Raw genomic sequence first — 21,209 nt, 5'->3', positions numbered from 1 at the left:
CCTTCAACGGATCGTAGGGTGCGGAGATTCCGCGTCGATCGGGTGAGGTGGACTACTCCGGGGTGATGTTGGACTTCGCCAGTACACCGTTCGGGTTGTCCGGGCCGCACGTCTCGGGGTCGAGCACCACGATCTGGAACGCACCGGGCTTGCCACCCGGCATGATCGCCATCACCGCGTCCCGGCCGTCCAGGGTGATCGGGCTGACGCCGAGCGGCTTCGAGCCGACGATGTCCCCGCCCTTCAGGCAGCCCGCCAGCTTCTCCTGGTTCTCCAGGGGGCCGTAGTTCTGCGCCTTGAGCACGTCGCCGAACACCGGCCCGAAGTCGTTGCCCTTGACCGCGAGCCGCTGCGTCACCGGCGTGTTCGTCGCGGCCGGGGGCTGCGCCTGGTTGTCACCGGGCGGCGACGAGTCGGTGTTCCCCTGCGTCGACACGAACACCACGCCGACCGCCACGGCCGCCGCCGCGAGCAGCCCCGCGCCCCAGCCCAGCTGCTTCTTGCGCCGCTTCGCGGCCAGGTCGACCACCGGGGCGACCGGGCGGGCCTCCTCGGCCAGCGCGGCGTCTATCCGCTCGGCGACCTGACGCGGCATCGGGATCGGCGGCAACCCACGCAGGTCTTCCAGCGTGGCGTCCAGGGCGGCCAGGACCTCCCGCGCCTCGGGGTCGTTCGCGACGATCGCCCGCAGCTCGGCCTCGCTCCGCGGGTCCAGGACGCCTGCGTGCAGATCGGCCAGCAGGTCGACGGACCACGGCGGCCCGGAGCGCCGCACATTGCCGGTCATCGTTCCTCCAACTGACGTCCCTGTTGCACCTGCACATCGGTCACTGGGACGTTCGCATCTGCACTCTGGTTCCGGAGGTGACCCAGAACTTTGGCCAGCTTCGCGCGGCCCCGCGCGCACCGCGACTTGACCGTGCCCTCGGCGATACCGAGCAGCTGGGCCGTTTCCGCGACGGAGTAGCCCTCCACGTCCACCAGCACGATGGGCGCGCGCTGCTCCTCCGGCAGCTCGGCCAGCGCGTCCTGCACGACCAGCCGCGTCTCCCGCTCCGCCATCGCGTCCCGGGGCGCGACCGGCTCACCGGGCCCGGCCTCCGGCAGCGGCACGGTCGGCCTGGTCTGCCGCCTGCGCATCCGGTCCAGGCAGGCGTTCACGACTATTCGGTGCAGCCACGTGGTGACCTGCGACTCGGCCCGGAAGCTCGCGGCGGCCCGGAACGCGGAGATGAACGCCTCCTGCAGCGCGTCCGCCGCCTCTTCGGGATCGCGCAGCGTCCGCAGCGCGACCGCCCACATCCGATCTCGGTGCCGTTTCACCAGCTCCGAGAACGCGTGCGGGTCTCCGGCGGCGTGCGCCGCGATGAGGTCTGCGTCCGAGCTGGCTGCGGCGGTCACGGAAAGAGGGTATCGGCCCTCACCAGCGCCGCTCCTATCACCCGTTCAGTGCAGCCGCCGACGGCGGTAGCCGACCGCCCACACCACCAGCACGACGGCCGCGAAGACGAGCAGGGCGATGCGCAGCCACAGCAGCGAGTCGCCGTCCATCACGGCCACGGACACCGCGAGCCCCAGCGCCGCCAGCGGCAGGTAGGGCGTGGGGTGCTGCGGGGACGGGGACGACATGGCGGGGTTGTTCCTCTCGCGGGCGTGGTGGAGCGGATGGCGCGTCGGCGGCTACTGGGCCCGCGCGTAGACCAGCTCGGCGATCTCGGACTTGTTGTTGCGCCCGCTGCCCGCCAGCTTGGTCACCCACACCAGCAGGTGCGGGGTCGGTTCGTGGTCGTTGAGCTGGATCTGGGTCTGCCCCGCCGACAGCGTCGCGGTGGCGATGACCTTGGTCTCCTCCAGCGGGGCGCTCTCCGACGCGGCCACCCGGATCTCCACGACGGTGCCCTCGCTGGGCGACGTCACGGTCACCGAAGCCAGCTTGACCGGCTCGGCGAACGACGCCATGAGGCCGATGCCCGGCTTCAACGACGGGAACGGCTGGAAGTAGTTCTCGGTCTGCCAGACCGTCGTCGGGTTGTTGTCCACCGCGCGGTCGGCCCGGTTGGCGTTGTCCGGCTGGTTCGTCACGTCGTACACGCCCACCGAAGCGGGCCGCACGGGGCCGGCCGGGGTGGGGGCCGGCGGCGCCGGCTGGCCGGAGCCGGGCGGGGTGGACTGGCCGATCACCACCGTGGGCCCGCCGCCCCTGGTCGGCTCGTCGCTGAAGAAGCTCACGATCTGCACGCCCAGCCACACGACCACGGCCAGGGTCGCGATCGCCAGCACGGCCACGCTGATCATCAGCTTGCGCTTGTGGTCCTTGCCGCGTTCCGGCCGCTGCGTCGTCCACACCGCACCGTCGTCCGACGACTCCGGCACCGGCTTGATCAGCGCCGTCTGCGCCTCGGACTCCGAGATCTGGTCGAGCACCTGCAGGATCGCCGCCGACGTCCGGATGCCGCCGACGCTGGTGTCCTCCAGCGACCGCACGGCGACCGACGACAGCTCGTGCGGCACGTGGGGGTGCAGCACGCTCGGCGCGACGACCGCCCCGTCGGGACCGGTCGGGGCCACCGGCACGCCCTCGGGGCCGCCCGGCAGCGCCCAGCGGCCGGTCAGCAGCAGGTAGAGGATCGCGCCGAGGCCCTTGACGTCGTCCCGGGCGATCGCGTCCGGCCGGGGGCCGGGGAACGCCATCCGCAGCCTGCCGTCCGACGTGACGCGGATGCGCTGCGGGTGGTCGGCGCCGAGGACCAGACCGGCGTGGTGCGCGCCCTCGATGGCCGCGCCCAGCGGTTCCAGCAGCCTGGTCGCGGCACCCGCCGGCAGCGGTCCCTCGGCGATCAGGTCCATCAGGTCGGTGCCCTGGGTCCACTCGGCCACCACCATGCCGAGGATGCCCTCGTCGAACTTGATCCCCGCGCCGGGCGTCAGCACGTCGATCACCCGCGCCACGCCGGGGTGGGTGAAGCTCGCCGCGTGCATCGCGCGCTCGGCGGTGCGCTTCGCGCGGGTCAGCGCCGCCTGGTCGGTCGGGTTGCCGACCAGGACGGTCAGCGCCACGTCCCGGTTGAGCTGGCCGTCCCGCGCGCGCCACAGGTGGGCGTCGCAGCGCTGGTCGATTCCCGACTGCGCGAGCAGCCGGTAGCGGCCGTCGCCGATCACCCCGCCGGGTACCAGCGAGGTGTTCTGGATCGGGCCGCTGCTCACGCGCCCGAGGGTACGGGAATCGGCTGCGCCGGCGCGGTCATCGGCGCCGCACCAGTCGGCTGATCTTGTCCATCACCGGCTTCACCTCGGGTACGCGGAACACGGCCAACAACGCGAAACTCAGCGGCAGGCCCACGATCGTGAGCACCACCATCCGCACCCAGGCGGTGGCGACCGGTCCTTCGGTCCCCAGCAGCCGGACGGCGAGCCACGCCGCGCCGGCCGCCACTCCGAAACCGATGGCGGACGCCACCACGGTGAGGCAGATCGTCCACGCCGTGTACCCGGTTCGCAGCCGGCCCAACCGGATCCGCAGCCACAGCTGGCCGACCAGGCAGCCGACGACGAAGCTCAGCGACATCGCGATCGACACGCCGGCCGCGAGCTTGTCCCGCGGCGCGAACTCCAGGAACGCGTAGAGCAGCGCGATCCGGACCGCGACGATGATCGCCTGGATCAGCGTCGGCGTCCGCGCGTCCTTCAACGCGTAGAACACCCGCAGTTGCAGCAGCGTGATCGCGTAGGGCACCAGCCCGAACGCCGACAGCGCCAGCGCCATGCCCATCCGCTCGCCGCCGTCGAGCCCCGACTCGCCGTGCGAGAAGATCGCCAGCCCGATCGGCAGCCCGCCGACCGTCATCAGCGCGCTGAACGGCATCAGCATGATCGCCGACATCCGGTTGCCGAACGACAGGTCGCCCACCAGCGCCCCGGTGTCGTTCTTGGCCGCCGCCCGGGACATCTTCGGCATCAGCGCGGTCAGCAGCGACACGCCGAGCACGCCGTAGGGCACCTGCGCGACCAGCCACTGGTAGTTGTAGGCGACCAGCGCGCCCTCGTCGTTCAGCGCGACCCGGGTCAGGACCGCCATGCTGACGAACCCGAGCGCCACGTACAGCAGCACCCAGAACGCCAGCCCGCCGAACTCGGCCAGCCGCCGGTCCCAGCCCCACCGCCAGCGGAACCGCAGGCCGGTGCGCTTCATCGCGGGCACCATCACGCCCGCCTGCACCGCCACGCCCAGCATCGTGCCCAGGCCCAGCACCAGCAGCTTCGGCTCGCCCATGCGCACCGGGTCGAGCGAGACCTCCCCCGGCATCAGCCAGTAGACGACCAGCGTCGCGATCATCACCAGGTTGTTCAGCACCGGCGCCCAGGTGGGCAGGCCGAACACGTGACGGGTGTTGAGGATGGCGCCCAGCAGGGCGGACAGGCCGTAGAACACGATGCCCGGCAGCACGAGGTACGCGAACGCGGTGACCAGCGCCGGGTTCGCCTTGTCCGCGTCACCGGTGAACAGCGCGGTCAGCAGCGGCGCGCAGGCGACCGCGATCAGCGTCCCGATGCCCAGCAGGACGACGGACATGGTGATCAGCCACTGCGCGTACGACTCGCCGCCGTCGCCGTCCTCCTTCTCGGCGCGCACCAGCAGCGGGATCGCGATCGAGGTGAGCACACCGCCCAGGAGCAGCTCGTTGATCATCGTCGGCAGCGTGGTCGCGGCCTGGTACGAGTCGTTGAGCATGCCCGAGCCGATGATGGTGATCAGCAGCAGCTTGGACAGCAGCCCGGAGGCCCGGCTGACGATCGTGGCGATGGCCATCGAGCCGGAGGCCCGGGCCACCGACGGGGGGTTCTGCTGCTCGACCACCGTGGTTGTTCCGCTCAACTCGTGCTCGACTTCTCCGGCGTGACGCCCGACGCGTCGTTCGGCACCGCCGCGGCGGCGGCCCGCGAGGCTCGTGCCCGCCGGTAGATGCGCCGGGCGGACAGCAGCACCAGCAGGGCGCCGGCGAGGATGGTGATGACGGTGGTGATCGTCCCGTACGCCGAGGACGACACCTCCAGCCGGGCCCGTTCGCCCAGCACCACGCCGTCCGGCGTGGTCAGCCTGATGTGCACCGGGAACCGCCCGGACCGCAGCACCTCCACCGGCACGGTGAGCTGCCGCTCGCCGCGCGCGGGCAGCACCTGGTCCTGCAGCTGCCGGGCCAGGATGCCGGGGGTGTCCTCCACCGTGATCCGCACGGTGACCCGCACGTCGAGCCGGTTGCGGATGGTCACCGGGATGGGGCTGTCGCCGGACGCCAGCAGGATCGGGCTGGCCGGCTCGCTCACCGTGACCTGGCCGCGCAACGCGGCGAGTTGCTTGTCGGCGATGTCCAGCGAGGCGCGCGCACCCGTCTCGTTGCCGCGCCACGTACCCGACACGGCCCGCAACAGGCTCAGCCGCAGCGGCGAGATGAGCGCGCCGGGCTCGGTGGAGAACGCGTCCTGCTGGCTCATCGCGCCGAACAGCCGCTGCAGCTCCTGCCACGACCTGGCGACGTCGGCGGTCACCGTGGGCGCCACCTCCTGCGCGCCGGACTCGACCGGGTAGCTCAGCGCCGCCACCTGCTCCGGCGGCGGCGCGCCGACCAGCGCCTGGAGCCCGACCGGGGTGGCGAACCCGGTGCCCACCAGGTTCTTGGTGACCTGGAGGAACTTGTTGACCTCGCCCGTGGGCGCGTTCCACCGGCGCGGCGGGCTGATCACCACGTTCTGCCCGTTGCCCTGGAAGACGGTGCGGTAGGCGAGCGCGGCGAGCGCGTTCTGCACGGACACCGGCCGGGTCTCGGTGGGCGTGGTGATGCCGGCCACCGGCCGGGCCACGACCGGGCCGCGCAGCGCGTCCGACACCATGCCGTCGATCCGCACGGCGGTGACCGGCTTGCCCGCGGCGTCCAACCGCACCGGGCCCGCGCCGGGCGTGCCGGCGACCGCCGACTGGTCGAGCACCAGCGACGTGACGCCCTGCGCGCCGAGCGCGTCCAGCGTCTGCTGGTCGACCACGCCGTCCTCCGGCCACGCCAGGCCGGCCTGCGGCTGCACGCCCAGCACCTCGCGCACCACGTCCGCGCCCCGGCCCGCGAGCGCGAACAGGTCGGTCAGCTTGGCCCGGGACAGCGCGACCAGGTCGGCGTCCGCGTCCGGCAGCGCCACCACGCACCGGCCGCCGGCCAGCAGCCGCAGCTGCGCCAGCCACAGGCCGGCCTCGTTGCGGCCCTTGCCCGGACCGTGGTCGAGCACCTGGTAGCCCTTGCTCATCGCCTCCACGGTGCGCAGCAGGTCCGGGTCGACGGCCAGGCACACGCCCTGCCCCAACGGGCCGTCCAGGGCCGATTCGTAGGCCTTGAGCAGGCCGTACAGGCGTCCGCCCAAGCCGAGCGAGCTGGCCAGCTCGTCGTCGGTCAGCACCGGCTCCAGGCCGCTCGCGACCATCCGGGGGCGGTCGGCCAGCGGCCACAGCACGGTGATCTTCGCCGGGTTCGGCGGCGGGCCGAGGGTCGCGCCGCCGGGTACCGCGAGCACCGGCAGCAGGGTGCTCAGCGCGGCCAGCCGGGCGCGACCGCCGTCGTCGGGGCGGCCGTTGATGTTGGCCAGCACCGGGTAGACGCCCGGCTGGTCGATGTCCAGCGAGGTGTTGCCCGGCCCGTTCACCGGCACGGCCAGGCTGAACGGCTTGCTCTGGCCGATCCGCAGCTCGTCGGCGATGCGGGTGAACCAGGGCTGCACGACCTCCGCGTCGGTCGGCTCGCGCAGCGCCTGGCGGACGGCTTCCTCACTGGTCAGCGCCTTGCCGCGCTCCAGCCGGAGTTCGATGTCGAAGATGTCCCGGTCACCGACGTTGACGATCTTGCCGGTGATGGTGACCGAGTCCTCGCCGGGGGTGACCACCCGGGGCGAGAGCTCCTCGATGTCCAGCCGCAGCCACTGCTGGGCGGTGCTGCCGGGCTGGTTGGACGCCGGGCGGGTGGCCCACACCTGGGTGGCGGGCGCCGGCTTGACCGGGATCCGGCCCCCGTCGGAGGGAGCCGCCGCGGCAGGTGCGCCGGCGAGCAGGAATCCCGCCGCCGCGAGCGCGGACAGCAGCCGTTTCACGCCTACTCCGCTCCGTCCACGTTGGCGTCGGCCAGGTCGAGACCGGCCGCCGCCGGCGCCCGGTCCGGCCCGGTCGGGTTCCGGTCGGCAAGCAGTTCGACGGCACGGCGCACCAGGCGCCGCTCGTCCGCGTAGGCGAGCCGTTCGTCCAGTTCGCCAAGGGGCACCCACGCCACCTCGGTGACCTCCACGTCTTCGTCGGAAAGCTCGCCGCCCAGCGCTTCGAGGAGGAAGTGGTGGACGGTCTTGTGCACCCGGCGGTCCTCGGCGACGAACCAGTAGTCGATCGAGCCGAGGGGCTGGAGCACCCTGCTATCAATACCGGTCTCCTCGGCGACCTCGCGCACCGCGGTCTGTTCCGCGGTCTCGCCGGCCTCGATGTGACCCTTGGGCAGTGACCAGAGCAGCCTGCCACGCCGGTCCAGCCGCCCGATGATCGCGGCGGCCCGGCGCAGCGGATCCAGCACCAGCCCGCCCGCCGAGGTCTCGTCGACCGTCTTCAGGCGGCGGCCTCGGCGGCGGTTCCGGCGCCTCGGCTTGGGACCGCCGGAGCGACCGGACGAGTGGGGCATGTCCTGATGGTAGTGCCGACCAGCGATTACGGGGCGTGGCCGGCCCATTGCCAGTGGTGATCAACTCGGGTTGGGGATGACGGCTCGGGTCGGCCAGTACGCTGGCTCTTCGTGTCCGGAACGAACGTGTCCACCGACGTGGTGGAGCTGCTGAGCGCCTTCCCCGTGGCCGACGAACTGGCCGAGCGGTTCGCCGCCGCGGGCCACCGGCTGTACCTGGTCGGGGGCAGCGTGCGCGACGCGCTGCTCGGACGGCTGTCCGGCGACCTGGACTTCACCACCGACGCCCGCCCGCCCGCCGTGCAGAAGCTGCTGGCCGGCTGGGCGGACGCGATCTGGGACACCGGTATCGCGTTCGGCACGGTCGGCGCGGCCAAGCGCGGCCAGACGGTGGAGATCACCACCTTCCGGGCGGACGCGTACGACGGCGTGACCCGCAACCCCGAGGTGACCTTCGGCGACACCATCGAGGGCGACCTGGTGCGGCGCGACTTCACCGTCAACGCGATGGCGTTCGACCTGGTGGAGCGGGTGCTGGTGGACCCGACCGGCGGCCGGGCGGCGCTGGCCGCGAAGGTGCTGGACACGCCGGCGACGCCGCAGGAGTCGTTCTCCGACGACCCGCTGCGGATGCTGCGCGCGACCCGGTTCGTGTCCCAGCTGGGCTTCACGCCCGCGCCCCGGGTGGTCGAGGCGATGACCGCGATGGCCGGCGAGCTGGGCCGGATCACCCCCGAACGGGTGCAGGCCGAGCTGTCCAAGCTGCTCACCGGCGCGCACCCGCGGGCGGGCGTGGAGCTGATGGTGGCGACCGGGCTGGCGGACGTCGTGCTGCCCGAGCTGCCCGCGATGAAGCTGGAGATCGACGAGCACCACCAGCACAAGGACGTGTTCCACCACTCGCTGGTGGTGCTGGAGCAGGCGATCGACCTGGAGGAGGACGGCCCCGACCTGGTGCTGCGCATCGCCGCGCTGCTGCACGACATCGGCAAGCCGGACACCCGGCGGTTCGAGGAGGGCGGCGGCGTCTCGTTCCACCACCACGAGGTGGTCGGCGCGAAGATGGTCCGCAAGCGTTTGCGGGCGCTGCGGTACGCCAAGGACGTCATTGAGGACGTAGCGCAGCTGGTGTACCTCCACCTGCGGTTCCACGGCTACGGCTCGGGTGGGTGGACGGACTCGGCGGTGCGCCGGTACGTGACCGACGCCGGCCACCTGCTGCCGCGCCTGCACAAGCTGGTGCGGGCCGACTGCACCACCCGCAACCGGCGCAAGGCCAACGCGCTGCAGCGGACGTACGACGAGTTGGAGCGCCGGATCGACCGGATCGCCGCCGAGGAGGACCTGCGGCGGGTGCGGCCGGACCTGGACGGCAACGAGATCATGCGGCTGCTCGGCCTGCCGCCGGGCCCGCAGGTGGGCAGGGCGTGGAAGTTCCTGAAGGAGCTGCGGCTGGACCGCGGGCCGCTGGACCACGACGAGGCCGTGGCGGAGCTGTTCGCGTGGGCGCGGTCGGAGGGCATCGAACCGCCGGGATGACGCCGGGATGACGTCGGTATCACCCGCTTCCCGTTAGCCAAGTGACAGCCAGTTGCGAGACCATGACTGTGTGCGTCAGACGCACACTGGGGGTGGTGTCGCATGAACGCTTGGGGATTGTCCACCGAGGGGGGCACTCAGGCGCAGGGCCTGGCCGCGCTGTCGGATCACCAGCGGGCCGTGCTCCGGTGCTTGGCGAGGGGCTTGGCGGATCACGAGATCGCGCGCGTGCTGGCGGTCAGCCAGCGCCAGGTCGGTGTCGTGGTCAACGAGATCCTGCGCATCCTGAACCTGCGGGACCGGATCGCGGCGGTGGTCTTCGCGCACGAGACCGGGATCATCCGCCTCCCGGTGCCGGGGGGTGCTCTATTGGATTGACCCGGCTCCCGCCGGGTCGGGCGAGGTCGCCGGGGAAGTCGGTAGGTCGTGCCCGGTTCGCGGCGATCGAAGGGCGTGATCACGGCGAACCGGGCACGACCTACCGACGCGACCTCGCCGGGGGCGGGGGGCGGCGATTTCGGCGGGGGGAAAGTCGGTGATCTGAGCTGGGCGAGACTGCTTCGCCTCGGCGGGAGAGGAGTAGGTAGGCGGGTATGCCGATCAGGTAGGCGGTGGTGGCCGCGATGATCAGGCCGGGAGACCGGCCGTCCAGGGGGACCACGGCGGCGGCGGCCGAGACGGCGGCTACCTGGGTGGCGTTGAACAGGGTGTCGTAGAGGGCGAACACCCGGCCGCGCACCTCGTCGCCGATGTCGCTCTGCACGGCCGCGTCCACGCACAGCTTGACCACCTGGCCCGCGAACGTGAGGAAGAACGACGCGGCCAGGGTCGTCGGCAGCAGCATGGGCAGGCCGAGGCCGAGCTGGGTGGCGGCGGCCAGCCCCAGCGCCGCGCCCACCGTGCCCTTGCGGCCCAGCACGTCCACCAGCCGGTCGGTGACCAGGCCGGCGACCAGGATGCCCGCGCCGCCCGCGACGGCGACCTCGCCGAGGCCCGCCATGCCCGCCTTGAACGGGCCGACGTCGGTGAACGCGTTGCGCATCAGCAACAGCGTGAGCAGCAGCGACACCCCGAACGCGACCCGGTGCGCGAGCAGCGCCAGCAGCGCGGCGGCCACGCTCGGCGTCCGCCACGCGGCCCGCCCGCCGTCCAGCAGGCCCATCGCCACGGCGGTGACCGTGCGACTCGGCTCGTCCACCTGGTCCGGGCCGAGCCGGCCCTTGGCGAACCGGGACGCCAGGAACGCGGCCGTCAGCGACCCGACGACGGCGAACGCGGTGGTCCACGCCGAACCGCCGTCGCCCGCGCCGAGCAGCTGCCGCAGGCCCACCGCGCAGGCCGCGCCGAGCACGGAGGTGAGGGCGCCGGAGGTGGTGACGAAAGCGTTCGCCTCCACCAGGTGGTCTTGCTCGACCACGTGCGGCAGGGACGCGGACAGACCCGACCCCACGAACCGGCTCACGCCGGTGACGAACAGCGCAGCGGTGTAGAGCGGGACGCCGTCCAGCCCGAGCCCGACGGCCGACGCGGTGAGCAGGATGAACACGGCACGGGTGAGGTTCGCCACGACCAGGACCCGGCGGCGGTCCCACCGGTCCAGCAGGGCTCCGGCGAACGGCCCCACGACGGAGTACGGCAGCAGCAGCACGGCGAACCCGGCCGCGACGGCGAGCGGATCGGTGTGCCGCTCGGGGTTGAACAGCACCGCGCCGGCCAGACCGGCCTGGAACAACCCGTCGCCCCACTGGGCCGCCAGCCGGGTGGCGAACAGCCTGCGGAAGTCCGCGACCGCGAGGAGCTTCCGGACACCCAGGTGGTGCTTTGCCGTGGTCGTCCCGGCACTTGTCACCCGATGAGCCTATGCCTTCCCGACCAGGAAGGCCGGACCCGCAGCGGGTCCGGCCTCCCTGGGTCAGGCGCCCGGTCGCCTCTCGGCGGATTGCGCTACGCGGCTCCAGCCGGACGGTATTCCGCGAAGGCGGTTTGTGTTGGGCCCGGGGGACTCGATGGCGCCTGACGGTTCCTACAACGACAACGGTAACCCGGATGTGCCGCTCCCGGTGTGACGTGCGTCGTCTGGGATCATGGTGCGCGTGCGACCTGATGCCGAAGTCGAACCGGGTTCCCTGCTGGTCGCGGCACCGAGCCTGACCGACTCGAACTTCCGCCGCACGGTGGTCTACATCATCGACCACCGGGGCGAGGGCACCCTGGGCGTGGTGCTGAACCGCCCCAGCGAGGTCGCCGTGCACGACGTCCTGCCCGCCTGGGGCGCGCACGTGAGCCGGCCCAGGGCCGTCTACATCGGCGGCCCGGTGGAGCAGAAGACGGCGCTGTGCCTGGCCGCGCTGCGCACGGGCGAGGACCACCGGTCGATCGAGGGCGTGGTGAACGTGCACGGCCCGGTCGCCCTGATCGACCTGGACTCCGACCCGGAGGCGCTGATCCCGAAGGTGCGCGGCCTGCGGGTGTTCGCGGGGTACTCGGGGTGGGGCGAGGACCAGCTGTCCGGCGAGATCGAGCGCGGCGACTGGATCGTGGTGCCCGGCCTGCCCGACGACGTCCTCTCCCCGCCCAACGCCGACCTGTGGGGCCGGGTGCTGCGCCGCCAGGGCATGCCGACGGCGCTGCTGGCCACGTTCCCGATGGACGTGCGCCGCAACTGACGTGCGCCCCGGCCCGCCCGGGGTACCCGACGGTCCCGCCCGCGGTCGAGCACGAACCGACCCCGATCGGCCGCGAGGGCTTCGCCTCAGCCGCCGACGTAGGCCGCGAGGTGCTCGCCGGTCAGGGTGGAGCGGGTGGCGACGAGGTCGGCGGGCGTGCCCTCGAAGACGATCCGGCCGCCGTCGTGGCCGGCGCCGGGGCCGAGGTCGATGATCCAGTCGGCGTGCGCCATGACCGCCTGGTGGTGCTCGACGACGATGACCGACTTGCCCGAGTCGACCAGCCGGTCGAGCAGGCCGAGCAGCTGCTCGACGTCGGCCAGGTGCAGCCCGGTGGTCGGCTCGTCCAGGACGTAGACGCCGCCCTTCTCGGCCATGTGGGTGGCCAGCTTGAGCCGCTGCCGCTCGCCGCCGGACAGCGTGGTGAGCGGCTGGCCGAGGCTGAGGTAGCCGAGCCCGACGTCGGCGAGCCGGACGAGGACGGCGTGCGCGGCCGGCGTGCGGGCCTCGCCGGCGCCGAAGAACTTCTCGGCCTCGGTCACCGACATCGCCAGCACCTCGCTGATGTCCCGGCCGCCGAGGTGGTACTCCAGCACCGACGCCTGGAACCGCTTGCCCTCGCACTCCTCGCAGGTGGTCGCGACACCGGCCATCATCGCCAGGTCGGTGTAGACCACGCCGGCGCCGTTGCAGTTGGGGCAGGCGCCCTCGGAGTTGGCGCTGAACAGCGCCGGCTTCACGCCGTTGGCCTTGGCGAACGCCTTGCGGATCGGGTCGAGCAGCCCGGTGTAGGTCGCCGGGTTGCTCCGTCGCGAGCCGCGGATGGCGCCCTGGTCGATCGACACCACTCCCTCGCCGGCCGGCCCGGACAGCCGGGGCAGCGACCCGTGCACCAGCGAACTCTTGCCGGAGCCCGCCACACCGGTGACCACGCAGAGCACCCCGAGCGGGATGTCGACGTCCACGTCGCGCAGGTTGTGCGTCGCCGCGCCGCGGACCTCCAGCGTGCCGGTGGGCGTCCGCACCGCCTCCTTGAGCGAAGCCCGGTCGTCGAAGTGCCGGCCGGTGATGGTGCCGCTGGCCCGCAGCCCCTCGACGGTGCCCTCGAAGCAGACGGTGCCGCCCGCCGTACCGGCGCCGGGGCCGAGGTCGACGACGTGGTCGGCGATCACGATCGCCTCCGGCTTGTGCTCGACCACGAGGACCGTGTTCCCCTTGTCGCGCAGCCGCAGCAGCAGGTCGTTCATCCGCTGGATGTCGTGCGGGTGCAGGCCGATCGTGGGTTCGTCGAAGACGTAGGTGACGTCGGTGAGCGCGGAGCCGAGGTGGCGGATCATCTTGACGCGCTGCGCCTCGCCGCCCGACAGCGTGCCCGACGGCCGTTCGAGCGAGAGGTAGCCCAGCCCGATCTCCACGAACGAGTCGAGCGTGTGCCGCAGCGCCGCCAGCAGCGGCGCGACCGACGGCTCGTCCAGTTCGCGCACCCACGCGGCCAGGTCGCTGATCTGCATCGCACAGGCGTCGGCGATGCTGATCCCGGCGATCTTCGACGACCGGGCGCCCTCGCTGAGCCGGGTGCCGTCGCAGCCGGGGCAGGTGGTGAACGTCATCGCCCGGTCCACGAACGCCCGGATGTGCGGCTGCAGCGCCTCCTTGTCCTTGGCCAGGAACGACTTCTGGATCTTCGGGATCAGGCCCTCGTAGGTCAGGTTGACGTTGTCGACCTTGATCTTGGTCGGCTCCTTGTGCAGGAGGTCGTGAAGCTCCTTCTTGGTGAACCTGCGGATCGGCTTGTCCGGGTCGAAGAAACCGCAACCGCTGAAGATCCGGCCGTACCAGCCGTCGACGCTGTAGCCGGGGATCGTCAGCGCGCCCTCGTTGAGCGACTTGCTGTCGTCGTACAGCTCGGAGAGGTCGAAGTCGGTGACCGAGCCGCGGCCCTCGCAGCGCGGGCACATGCCGCCGGTGATGTTGAAGCTGCGCCGCTCCTTCACGGTCTTCCCGCCGCGTTCGAGCGTGACCGCACCCGCTCCGCTGATCGAGGCGACGTTGAAGGAGAACGCCTGGGGTGACCCGATGTGCGGCTGCCCGAGGCGGCTGAACAGGATGCGCAGCATCGCGTTGGCGTCGGTGGCGGTGCCGACCGTGGAGCGGGGGTCGGCGCCCAGCCGCTGCTGGTCGACGATGATCGCGGTGGTCAGCCCTTCGAGCACGTCGACCTCGGGCCGCGCCAGCGTCGGCATGAAGCCCTGCACGAAGGCGCTGTAGGTCTCGTTGATCATCCGCTGCGACTCCGCGGCGATCGTGCTGAACACCAGCGAGCTCTTGCCCGAGCCGGAGACCCCGGTGAACACCGTCAGCCGGCGCTTCGGGATCTCGATGCTGACGTCCTTGAGGTTGTTCACCCGCGCGCCGTGCACGCGGATCAGGTCGTGGCTGTCGGCCACGTGCGGCGCAGGCGACTGCGGGGCGGTCTTCGCGGCCTTGCTCATGGTGTCTCCATCTGTCGCGCGGGCCGCCTTCGCGGTCTCCGCCGCCGTCGCCTGGCTCGATCCGACCGGCTTCGAGCGGTCACGCTAGCTGCGGAACGGTGGGTGCGCGCTTCTCGATTCCTGACCCGTCCGGTCACCGGTTCCGCGGCGCGCGAGGGAGAGCCCGCCGTCGCGCGCGTCGCGTGGCGCAGACAGCCGCCGGGCGGCACGCCGACCAGGCCGGTGAAGTGGGTGCCGAAGGCGAGCGGCGACGAGCAGCCGGTCACGGTCCGGTCGTCGGAGTGACGCGGACTGACGCGGACCTGTCGCAGTCGTGTCGCGGTCGTGTCCCGGTCGCGGGAGGACCCCGGTGGGAGCCCTGCCTGGTCAGGCGCGCTGCAGGACCCCGCACGCGCCGGCGCAGGCGCAGCCACCGCAGCCCGAGGTCTCCGGCTCGGGCATCGCCTCGGCCGCGCGGTGGCCCAGCACGCCGCCGGCTGCCGCGATCGTCAGTGCGCCGACCAGCCCGATCAGCCCGACGACCAGCGCGGTGGCCGGGTTCAGGGCCACGGCCGCCGCCGTCACCAGGGCGACCGCCCCGGCGACCAGGTTGGGCACGCCGGCGATCCGGTTGGCGAGGCCGAACGCCTCGTCGTCACGGAGAGTGGCCTTCGTCCGCACCCCGAAGAACCGGTTGCGGTGGAGTCGGCCGCGCATTCCCAGGGTGCCGACGGTCCCGAAGGCGACGCCGACCAGGCCCAGCACCACGAGCAGCACGATGTTCACACCGTCGAGGGTAAGCGCGGGCCGCGGCCCGGGCCGAACCAGGTCCGCCGAACGGGGTCACCCGAAGGCACGCTTCCGCTGCGCCCGGAGTTCCGGGCAGGCTCGGCACAATGAGAGTTCGATCTTGTCTGACGGTGCTCGCCCTGGTCGCCACGACCGCCGCCACCGCTCAGCCGGCCACCGCCCAACCGGCCGCGTCACCGGCGGACGCGACGCAGGCCGAAGTCGGCAAAGCCCGCTACCTGGGCCAGGCGACCCTCCCCCACAAGTTCCAGTTCGAGGGCACCACCGTCGGCGGCCTGTCCGGCATCGACCGCGACCCCCGCACCGGCGACTACGTCCTGATCAGCGACGACCGCTCGAACACCAACCCGGTCCGCACGTACACCGCCAGGGCGACCGTCGACGCGTCCGGCATCCGCGACCTCGCCGTCACCGGGACCGACACCCTCCGCACGCCGGACGGCACGACCTACCCGGCCAACGCCGTCGACCCGGAGGACATCCGGGTCGACCCGCTGACCGGCGACCACTGGTGGAGCCAGGAGGGCAACCGCCCGTGGCGGCCGACCGATGCGGTGATCCAGCCGTCCATCCAGCGCGCCACCCGTGACGGGGCGTACAAGTCCACCCTGCCGCTGCCCGGCAACTACACGATCGCCGCCGAGACCGGCCCGCGCGGCAACCGCGCCCTGGAGGCCATCACGTTCGACGCCGGTGGCGCCCTGCTGACCAGCGTCGTCGAAGGACCCCTGCTGGAGGACGGCGAGGAGTCCACCGTCGACCGCGGTTCACCGGCCCGCATCACCGTGCAGACCCGCTTCGGCCACGTCCTCTCCCAGCACGTCTACCCGCTGGAACCGCTGTTCGCGAAGCCCGAACCCGGTCCGTGGGGCCCGGACACCGGGGTGCCCGCGATCCTCGCCGACCCGTTGCGCCCCGGCCGCTACCTGACCCTGGAGCGCTCCTGGGTGCCGGGCTCGGACTACAAGGTGCGCGTCTACGAGATCGACCTGTGGGGCACCACCGACGTGAAGGGCGTGCCCTCGCTCAAGGACCGCGCCGTCCAGCCGGTCCGCAAGCGCCTGGTCGCCGACCTGGACGACTTCCCGCTGCCGGTGATCGACAACGTCGAAGGCCTCACCTGGGGACCGCGCCTGCCGTCCGGCGAGCGCACCCTCGTGCTGGTCAGCGACGACAACTTCGCCGCCGAGGAGTTCACCCGCTTCATCGCCCTCGCGGTGCGCTGACGCCAAGTCGGGTGAGTCGTTCCGTGCCACACTCAAGGCGCAAGGGCTTCCTGTCGATCAAGGTTGGGTGGTGATGGCCATGAGCAGCACAGCACATCGTTACGAGGGCTACACCTTGGACGACTGGGAAGCCCTTGAGCCGCGAGAAGGACGTCGGATTGAACTTGCCAACGGCCGGTTCCGCGTGAGCGCGGCACCCGCTAAACCCCACCAACGCGTCGCGGACCGGATCTGTCGGTTGCTGGACGACGCGGTGGCTCCAGTCGGGTTGGAGGCGGTCAGCGCGACCGGTGTGCGCGTGGGTCAGCTGGGTTACATCCCGGACGTCGTGGTGTGCACCACCGATGACGCCACCAGCATCCCGTCCGACGACGTCCGGTTGGTGGTGGAGGTGCTCTCCCCGTCGACCGCCTCGATCGATCGGCTGGAGAAGCCCGCCGCCTACGCCGCGGTGGGTGTGCCGGTGTACTGGCTGGTGGAGCTGCCGAGGGACGGTCTCCCCGTGATCCGGTGCAGCGCGCTGGACGGGAACGCCTACACCGAGGTCGCGGTGGCGAGGTCGGGTGAGCCGGTGGAGGTCCAGGTGGTCGAAGGCGTGTCGGTGAAGCTGGACGTGGACGTGCTGTTCGCGCCCAGGCGCTGACCCGGCCCGTCACCGCGACGCCACCCACCCGTCATCCCGGTCTGCTGTGCTGGACCACATGTTGCGGACCGCGCTCGTCCCCGCCCTGCTCCTGGCCCTGCTCCCGGCGACCCAGGCCGGCGCGGGACCGGAGGTGCGGTTCGTGGCCGAGCACGTCCTCGCCCACGGCACCACGTTCGGGGGCACGCAGGTCGGCGGCCTGTCCGGGATCGACCGTGACCCGTGGACCGGCCAGTACGTCCTGATCAGCGACGACCGCGTCGCCGCCCGCTTCTACACGGCGAGGATCTCCGCCAAGGGCGTCCCGACGTTCACCGCCGTCCACGCCCTGCGCGACGAGGCGGGCGTCCAGTACCCGGCGAACACCGTCGACCCCGAGGACATCCGGGTCGACCCGCGCACCGGCCACTACGTCTGGAGCCAGGAGGGCGACCGGGGCGCGACGCTGGTCGACCCGTCGGTCCGGGAGGCCACCCGGACGGGGGCGTTCGTCCGCGAGTACGCGCTCGCCGACAACCTGCGGATGCGCCCCGACTCCGGTCCCCGCCGCAACGAGGCCCTGGAAGGCCTGGCCCTGGTCCGCGGCAGGACCGTCACCGCCGTCGAAGGCCCGCTCCTCCAGGACGGCCCGCCCGCCGACCACACCCGCGGCGCGGTCTCCCGGATCACCGTGCAGACGCCGGGCCGGGTCCTCGCCCAGTACGCCTACCGGCAGGAACCGGTGTTCGCCGAAGGAGGCGGCGGCACGGGTGTCGCGGCGATCCTGCCCGACGGCGACCGGCTGCTGGTCCTGGAACGGTCCTTCGTCCCGGGCGTGGGCAACAAGGTGCGGCTCTACGAGGCCACCGCGCACGGCGCGACGGACGTCAAGGACCGGTCGCTGGACGACGCCGAGCCGATGCGCAAGCGCCTGCTCGCCGACCTCGCCGACTTCCCGTTGAGCCGGGTCGACAACGTGGAGGGCATGGCGTGGGGCCCGAACCGCACGTTGTTGCTGGTCTCGGACGACAACTTCAGCGCGACCCAGGTCACCCAGTTCATCGTCCTCGCGGTCCGCTGATACCGTTGACGTCATGAGCACGGCCCGCCTGCTCCTTAGCTAGCCGCGCGGACCCACCAAGACAGGGTCGGCGCGGCAACCCCTCATGCCCATCCACGGGCTGGGGGGTTTCGTCATGTCAGGGGCCGGCAACCGAAGGGAAATCGTCAGATGAGCACCGACGCGGCGGCTGAGACGCCCGCCTTCCGCTACACCGCCGAGCTGGCGGGCGAGATCGAGCAGCGGTGGCAACGGGAGTGGGAGGAGCGCGGCACCTTCCACGCGCCCAACCCGGTCGGTCCGCTCGAGGGCGAGGTCCCCGCCGACAAGCTGTTCGTGCAGGACATGTTCCCCTACCCGTCGGGCTCCGGGCTGCACGTCGGCCACCCGCTGGGCTTCATCGGCACCGACGTGTTCGCCCGGTACCACCGGATGACCGGCCGCAACGTGCTGCACACCATGGGCTTCGACGCCTTCGGGCTGCCCGCCGAGCAGTACGCGGTGCAGACCGGCCGGCACCCGCGCGAGACCACCGAGGACAACATCCGGACCTACCTGCGGCAGATCCGCCGGGTCGGGCTGGGCCACGACGAGCGCCGCCGGATCTCCACCATCGACCCCGGCTACTACAAGTGGACGCAGTGGATCTTCCTGCAGATCTTCAACTCCTGGTACGACGAGGAGGCGGGCAGGGCGCGGCCGATCGCCGAGCTGGAGGCGCAGTTCGCGCGGGGCGAGCGGCGCACGCCGGACGGTCGCGCCTGGGGTGGGCTGAGCCGGGCGGAGCAGCAGAAGGTGCTGGGCCGGTACCGCCTGGCGTACCTGTCCGAGGCGCCGGTCAACTGGTGCCCCGGCCTGGGCACCGTGCTGGCGAACGAGGAGGTCACCGCCGACGGCCGCAGCGAGCGCGGCAACTTCCCGGTGTTCCGCCGGTCGCTGCGCCAGTGGATGATGCGGATCACCGCGTACTCCGACCGCCTGATCGACGACCTGGACCGGCTGGACTGGCCGGAGAAGGTCAAGGCGATGCAGCGCAACTGGATCGGCCGGTCGCACGGCGCGCGGGTGAGGTTCGCCGTGGGCGACCACGACATCGAGGTCTTCACCACCCGCCCGGACACCCTGTTCGGTGCGACCTACGTGGTGCTGGCGCCGGAGCACCCGCTGGTGGACGTGATCGCGACCCCCGAGCACGCGGACGCGATCGCCGCGTACCGCCGGGAGGTCTCCCGCAAGTCCGACCTGGACCGGCAGGAGAACAAGGAGAAGACCGGCGTCTTCACCGGGGCGCACGCGGTGAACCCGGTGAACGGCGAGGACATCCCGGTCTACGTCGCCGACTACGTGCTGATGGGCTACGGCACCGGCGCGATCATGGCGGTGCCCGGTCAGGACCAGCGGGACTGGGACTTCGCGAAGGCGTTCGACCTGCCGATCATCCGGACCGTGCAGCCGCCCGAGGACTTCGAGGGCGAGGCGTTCACCGGCACCGGCCCGGCGATCAACTCGCACCAGGACAACGGCATCAGCCTGGACGGCATGGACGTCGCCGAGGCCAAGAAGACGATCATCGCCTGGCTGGAGGAGCAGGGCCGCGGCGAGGGCACCGTGCAGTTCAAGCTGCGCGACTGGCTGTTCTCCCGCCAGCGGTACTGGGGTGAGCCGTTCCCGATCGTCTACGACGAGGACGGCACGCCGATCGCGGTGCCCGAGTCGATGCTGCCGATCGAGCTGCCCGACGTGGACGACTACTCGCCGCGCACCTTCGACGCGGAGGACGCGAACTCCGAGCCGTCCCCGCCGCTGTCCCGGGCCGCCGACTGGGTCGAGGTGGAGCTGGACCTGGGCGACGGCCCCCGGAAGTACCGCCGCGAGACCAACACCATGCCCAACTGGGCCGGTTCGTGCTGGTACCAGTTGCGGTACGTGGACCCGACGGAGACCGAGCGGTTCGTCAACGCCGAGAACGAGCGGTACTGGCTGGGGCCGCGCACCGGGGAGCACGGTGCGAACGACCCCGGCGGCGTCGACCTGTACATCGGCGGCGTCGAGCACGCCGTGCTGCACCTGCTGTACGCGCGGTTCTGGCAGAAGGTGCTGTTCGACCTGGGCCACGTGTCCGGCGACGAGCCGTACCGGCGGCTGTTCAACCAGGGCTACATCGAGGCGTACGCCTACCGGGACGGTCGCGGCACGCCGGTGCCCGCCGAGCAGGTGGAGGAGCGCGACGGCAGGTACTTCTTCGAGGGCGAGGAGGTCAAGCGCGAGTACGGCAAGATGGGCAAGAGCCTGAAGAACGTCGTCACGCCGGACGACATGTGCGACCGGTACGGCGCGGACACGTTCCGCCTGTACGAGATGTCGATGGGCCCGATGGACGTGTCCCGCCCGTGGGCGACCAAGGACGTCGTCGGCGCGCAACGGTTCCTGCAGCGCCTGTGGCGCAACCTGGTGGACGAGGAGACCGGCGCGCTGCGCGTGACGGACGAGGAGCCGACCGAGGAAGCGCTGCGGCTGCTGCACAAGACGATCGCCGGCGTGCACGACGACTACGGCAACCTGCGCTACAACACGGCGGGCGCGAAGCTGATCGAGCTGAACAACTTCGTCACCAAGCACTACCCCGGCGGCGCGCCCCGCGTGCTGGCCGAGCCGCTGGTGCTGCTGCTGGCCCCGCTGGCGCCGCACATCGCGGAGGAGCTGTGGTCGAAGCTGGGCAACGCCGAGTCGCTGGCGCACGGACCGTTCCCCCGGGCCGACGAGAAGTACCTGGTGGAGGACACCGTCGAGTACCCGATCCAGGTCAACGGCAAGGTGAAGGCCCGCGTGGTGGTGGCCGCCTCGGCGTCGCAGGACGAGGTGAAGGCGGCGGCGCTGGCCGACCCGAAGGTCGCCGAGCTGCTGACCGGCGAGCCGCGCAAGGTCATCGTGGTGCCCGGCCGGCTGGTGAACGTGGTGCTGTAGCGGACGTGGTGCGGCAGGCCCGGCGGTGGGGGGGGGGGGGGGCCGGGGGGGGGGGGGGGGGCCCCGCCGCCCCCCCCCCCCCCCCCCCCCCCCGGCCGGCGCCCCCCCCCCGGCCCCCGGGGGCGGGGGGCGCGCGGGGGCACAACGGGCGGGG

At 72.1% G+C, this 21,209-nt stretch carries 18 protein-coding genes; 8 read left to right on the top strand and 10 right to left on the bottom strand.

Annotation, left to right across the window (positions count from 1 at the left end; translation table 11 throughout):
* Positions 1-52: 52 nt before the first annotated feature.
* The 7 genes from FHS29_RS26040 to FHS29_RS26010 are packed head-to-tail and all read right to left on the bottom strand — an operon-like array spanning position 53 to position 7,697.
* Positions 53-787, bottom strand: coding sequence for an anti-sigma factor family protein (locus tag FHS29_RS26040; protein ID WP_184694902.1), 735 nt, complete (start codon positions 785-787; stop codon positions 53-55).
* The gene (gene sigM, locus FHS29_RS26035) at positions 784-1,401 is read right to left on the bottom strand and encodes an RNA polymerase sigma factor SigM (protein WP_184694900.1); all 618 of its coding nucleotides are present in this window, start codon (positions 1,399-1,401) and stop codon (positions 784-786) included. The genes FHS29_RS26040 and sigM overlap by 4 nt, the downstream gene beginning before the upstream one ends.
* A gap of 45 nt (positions 1,402-1,446) precedes the next feature.
* The gene (locus FHS29_RS26030) at positions 1,447-1,629 is read right to left on the bottom strand and encodes a hypothetical protein (RefSeq protein WP_184694898.1); all 183 of its coding nucleotides are present in this window, start codon (positions 1,627-1,629) and stop codon (positions 1,447-1,449) included.
* A 51-nt stretch (positions 1,630-1,680) separates the two neighbouring features.
* Positions 1,681-3,204, bottom strand: coding sequence for a protein kinase family protein (locus FHS29_RS26025; protein WP_184694896.1), 1,524 nt, complete (start codon positions 3,202-3,204; stop codon positions 1,681-1,683).
* Between the two features lie 37 nt (positions 3,205-3,241).
* Positions 3,242-4,873, bottom strand: coding sequence for a murein biosynthesis integral membrane protein MurJ (gene murJ / locus FHS29_RS26020; protein ID WP_246440865.1), 1,632 nt, complete (start codon positions 4,871-4,873; stop codon positions 3,242-3,244).
* Positions 4,870-7,125 carry a DUF6049 family protein gene (locus FHS29_RS26015; protein WP_184694894.1) on the bottom strand — a complete coding sequence of 752 codons (2,256 nt, stop codon included), beginning with the start codon at positions 7,123-7,125 and terminating at the stop codon, positions 4,870-4,872. Before FHS29_RS26015 ends, murJ begins: the two co-directional genes overlap by 4 nt.
* A gap of 2 nt (positions 7,126-7,127) precedes the next feature.
* Positions 7,128-7,697, bottom strand: coding sequence for an NUDIX hydrolase (locus tag FHS29_RS26010; RefSeq protein WP_246440863.1), 570 nt, complete (start codon positions 7,695-7,697; stop codon positions 7,128-7,130).
* 111 nt (positions 7,698-7,808) lie between these two features.
* Between FHS29_RS26010 and FHS29_RS26005 the strand changes: the two genes are divergently transcribed.
* Together FHS29_RS26005 and FHS29_RS26000 are read left to right on the top strand one after the other, a co-directional pair.
* The gene (locus FHS29_RS26005) at positions 7,809-9,236 is read left to right on the top strand and encodes a CCA tRNA nucleotidyltransferase (RefSeq protein WP_184694892.1); all 1,428 of its coding nucleotides are present in this window, start codon (positions 7,809-7,811) and stop codon (positions 9,234-9,236) included.
* Positions 9,237-9,338: 102 nt separating this feature from the next.
* Positions 9,339-9,614: a helix-turn-helix domain-containing protein gene (locus FHS29_RS26000; protein ID WP_184694890.1), complete on the top strand. Its 276-nt coding sequence runs from the start codon at positions 9,339-9,341 to the stop codon at positions 9,612-9,614.
* Positions 9,615-9,714: 100 nt separating this feature from the next.
* Here FHS29_RS26000 and FHS29_RS25995 read toward each other — a convergent pair whose 3' ends face one another.
* A complete protein-coding gene (locus tag FHS29_RS25995) occupies positions 9,715-11,085 on the bottom strand; it encodes an MFS transporter (RefSeq protein ID WP_184694888.1) in 1,371 nt (456 codons plus the stop codon).
* 235 nt (positions 11,086-11,320) lie between these two features.
* Between FHS29_RS25995 and FHS29_RS25990 the strand changes: the two genes are divergently transcribed.
* Positions 11,321-11,902, top strand: coding sequence for a YqgE/AlgH family protein (locus FHS29_RS25990; protein ID WP_184694886.1), 582 nt, complete (start codon positions 11,321-11,323; stop codon positions 11,900-11,902).
* Positions 11,903-11,988: 86 nt separating this feature from the next.
* On the opposite strand, the gene FHS29_RS25985 is transcribed toward FHS29_RS25990, so the two are convergent.
* Entirely contained in the window at positions 11,989-14,394 is a 2,406-nt protein-coding gene (locus FHS29_RS25985; RefSeq protein WP_184694884.1) for an ATP-binding cassette domain-containing protein, read from the bottom strand.
* Positions 14,395-14,496: 102 nt separating this feature from the next.
* On the opposite strand from FHS29_RS25985, the gene FHS29_RS25980 reads away from it, so the two are divergent.
* On the top strand, positions 14,497-14,679 hold the full coding sequence (locus FHS29_RS25980) for a hypothetical protein (RefSeq protein WP_184694882.1): 183 nt from the start codon (positions 14,497-14,499) through the stop codon (positions 14,677-14,679).
* A gap of 81 nt (positions 14,680-14,760) precedes the next feature.
* On the opposite strand, the gene FHS29_RS25975 is transcribed toward FHS29_RS25980, so the two are convergent.
* Positions 14,761-15,159, bottom strand: coding sequence for an SdpI family protein (locus tag FHS29_RS25975; protein WP_312865101.1), 399 nt, complete (start codon positions 15,157-15,159; stop codon positions 14,761-14,763).
* Between the two features lie 110 nt (positions 15,160-15,269).
* Here FHS29_RS25975 and FHS29_RS25970 point away from each other — a divergent pair, with 110 nt between their 5' ends.
* The 4 genes from FHS29_RS25970 (at position 15,270) to leuS (ending at position 21,055) form a co-directional block, all read left to right on the top strand.
* Positions 15,270-16,409, top strand: coding sequence for an esterase-like activity of phytase family protein (locus FHS29_RS25970; protein ID WP_184694880.1), 1,140 nt, complete (start codon positions 15,270-15,272; stop codon positions 16,407-16,409).
* A gap of 79 nt (positions 16,410-16,488) precedes the next feature.
* A complete protein-coding gene (locus FHS29_RS25965; protein WP_184694878.1) occupies positions 16,489-17,052 on the top strand; it encodes a Uma2 family endonuclease in 564 nt (187 codons plus the stop codon).
* Positions 17,053-17,110: 58 nt separating this feature from the next.
* Complete coding sequence (locus FHS29_RS25960) at positions 17,111-18,112, top strand: esterase-like activity of phytase family protein (RefSeq protein WP_184694876.1); 1,002 nt, start codon at positions 17,111-17,113, stop codon at positions 18,110-18,112.
* Between the two features lie 150 nt (positions 18,113-18,262).
* Entirely contained in the window at positions 18,263-21,055 is a 2,793-nt protein-coding gene (gene leuS, locus FHS29_RS25955) for a leucine--tRNA ligase (protein WP_184694874.1), read from the top strand.
* Positions 21,056-21,209: the final 154 nt, after the last annotated feature.

The organism is Saccharothrix tamanrassetensis (assembly GCF_014203665.1).
In the GTDB taxonomy this organism is placed as follows: Bacteria; Actinomycetota; Actinomycetes; order Mycobacteriales; family Pseudonocardiaceae; genus Actinosynnema; species Actinosynnema tamanrassetense.
This window is presented reverse-complemented; position numbering and strand designations above follow the sequence as displayed.